The sequence below is a fragment of the Lentibacillus saliphilus genome (assembly GCF_019093865.1).
GTDB lineage: Bacteria > Bacillota > Bacilli > Bacillales > Amphibacillaceae > Lentibacillus_B > Lentibacillus_B saliphilus.
In genome coordinates this window covers 1-3,040 of the sequence record NZ_JABJXD010000021.1, presented here as the reverse complement: position 1 = coordinate 3,040, position 3,040 = coordinate 1, and the positions used below count along the sequence as shown (strand labels likewise).

The window sequence follows — 3,040 nt, the reverse complement described above, 5'->3', positions numbered from 1 at the left end:
AAAACCAAATAAGAGAGTCAAACATCAAAATCATATTTTACGCTAGTTAAGTCCTCGATCGATTAGTATCTGTCAGCTCCACGTGTCACCACGCTTCCACACCAGACCTATCTACCTCTTCGTCTTAGAGGGATCTTACTCACTTGAAGTGATGGGAAGTCTCATCTTGAGGGGGGCTTCATGCTTAGATGCTTTCAGCACTTATCCTTTCCACACGTAGCTACCCAGCTATGCTCCTGGCGGAACAACTGGTACACCAGCGGTGTGTCCATCCCGGTCCTCTCGTACTAAGGACAGCTCCTCTCAAACTTCCTGCGCCCACGACGGATAGGGACCGAACTGTCTCACGACGTTCTGAACCCAGCTCGCGTACCGCTTTAATGGGCGAACAGCCCAACCCTTGGGACCGACTACAGCCCCAGGATGCGATGAGCCGACATCGAGGTGCCAAACCTCCCCGTCGATGTGAACTCTTGGGGGAGATAAGCCTGTTATCCCCGGGGTAGCTTTTATCCGTTGAGCGATGGCCCTTCCATACGGAACCACCGGATCACTAAGCCCGACTTTCGTCCCTGCTCGACTTGTAGGTCTCGCAGTCAAGCTCCCTTCTGCCTTTGCACTCTACGAATGATTTCCAACCATTCTGAGGGAACCTTTGGGCGCCTCCGTTACTTTTTAGGAGGCGACCGCCCCAGTCAAACTGCCTGCCTGACACTGTCTCCGAACCGGATCACGGTCCTGGGTTAGAATGGTCGTACAGCAAGGGTGGTATCCCACGGGCGCCTCCACGTAAGCTAGCGCTCACGCTTCTCAGGCTCCCACCTATCCTGTACAAGCTGTACAAACATTCAATATCAGGCTACAGTAAAGCTCCACGGGGTCTTTCCGTCCTGTCGCGGGTAATGCGCATCTTCACGCATAGTATAATTTCACCGGGTCTCTCGTTGAGACAGTGCCCAAGTCGTTGCACCTTTCGTGCGGGTCGGAACTTACCCGACAAGGAATTTCGCTACCTTAGGACCGTTATAGTTACGGCCGCCGTTTACTGGGGCTTCAGTTCTACGCTTCGCACCGAAGTGCTAACGCGTCCCCTTAACCTTCCAGCACCGGGCAGGTGTCAGCCCCTATACTTCGCCTTTCGGCTTCGCAGAGACCTGTGTTTTTGCTAAACAGTCGCTTGGGCCTATTCACTGCGGCTCCATGTTAATGAAGCACCCCTTCTCCCTAAGTTACGGGGTCATTTTGCCGAGTTCCTTAACGAGAGTTCTCCCGCTCACCTTCGGATTCTCTCCGCGCCTACCTGTGTCGGTTTGGGGTACGGGCACCTGTGACCTTGCTAGAGGCTTTTCTTGGCAGTGTGGATTCAGAAACTTCGGTACTATATTTCCCTCCCCATCACAGCTTGGAATTGTTGGACGGATTTGCCTATCCAACTCCCTCACTGCTTGGACGCACACATCCATCGGTGCGCTTTTCCTATCCTCCTGCGTCCCCCCTTCACTCAAAACGGTCATGAGGTGGTACAGGAATATCAACCTGTTGGCCATCGCCTACGCCTTTCGGCCTCGGCTTAGGTCCCGACTAACCCTGAGAGGACGAGCCTTCCTCAGGAAACCTTAGGCTTTCGGTGAAAGAGATTCTCACTCTTTTTTCGCTACTCATACCGGCATTCTCACTTCCATGCGCTCCACCGATCCTCACGGTTCGACTTCGCAGCACATGGAACGCTCTCCTACCATTGTTCAAAGAACAATCCGCAGCTTCGGTGATACGTTTAGCCCCGGTACATTTTCGGCGCAGCGTCACTCGACCAGTGAGCTATTACGCACTCTTTAAATGGTGGCTGCTTCTAAGCCAACATCCTGGTTGTCTGTGCAACGCCACATCCTTTTCCACTTAACGTATACTTTGGGACCTTAGCTGGCGGTCTGGGCTGTTTCCCTTTCGACTATGAACCTTATCACACATAGTCTGACTCCCAAGTATAAGTATCCGGCATTCGGAGTTTGACTGAATTCGGTAACCCGATGAGGGCCCCTAGTCCAATCAGTGCTCTACCTCCGGTACTCTTTTCTTGAGGCTAGCCCTAAAGCTATTTCGGAGAGAACCAGCTATCTCCGTGTTCGATTGGCATTTCACCCCTACCCACACCTCATCCCCGCATTTTTCAACATACGTGGGTTCGGGCCTCCTGTCAGTGTTACCTGACCTTCACCCTGGACATGGGTAGATCACACGGTTTCGGGTCTACGACTACATACTATAACGCCCTATTCAGACTCGCTTTCGCTGCGGCTCCGTGTCTTCCACTTAACCTTGCATGCAATCGTAACTCGCCGGTCCATTCTACAAAAGGTACGCCGTCACCCATTAACGGGCTCCGACTACTTGTAGGCACACGGTTTCAGGATCTATTTCACTCCCCTTCCGGGGTGCTTTTCACCTTTCCCTCACGGTACTGGTTCACTATCGGTTACCAGGAAGTATTTAGCCTTGGGAGATGGTCCTCCCAGATTCCGACGGAATTCCTCGTGTTCCGCCGTACTCAGGATCCACACCGGAGGCTATTTCTTTTCGACTACAGGGCTGTTACCCTCTTTGGCTGACCTTTCCAGATCGATTCGTCTAAAAAATAACTTTGTAACTCCATATGGTGTGTCCTACAACCCCGACAGGCAAGCCTGTCGGTTTGGGCTAATTCCGTTTCGCTCGCCGCTACTTGGGAAATCGCGTTTGCTTTCTCTTCCTCCGGGTACTGAGATGTTTCAGTTCCCCGGGTCTGCCTCACACACCCTATGTATTCAGATGTGCGTACTGCTCCATTACGAACAGTGGGTTCCCCCATTCGGAAATCCTCGGATCGAAGCTTACTTACAGCTCCCCGAGGCATATCGGTGTTAGTCCCGTCCTTCTTCGGCTCCTGGTACCAAGGCATCCACCGTGCGCCCTTATTCACTTAACTGGCGTGTTTATCTATAAATAAACATACGATTTTTATTTGATGTCTTGTTTGCTCTTATTTGGTTTTCAAGGTACAAAA

1 rRNA gene is annotated in these 3,040 nt (G+C 51.9%); it reads right to left on the bottom strand.

The features are described 5' to 3' along the window. Window positions 1–42: 42 nt before the first annotated feature. Window positions 43–2,962, bottom strand: a 23S ribosomal RNA gene (locus HPC67_RS15595). Between the last annotated feature and the right edge of the window lie 78 nt (window positions 2,963–3,040).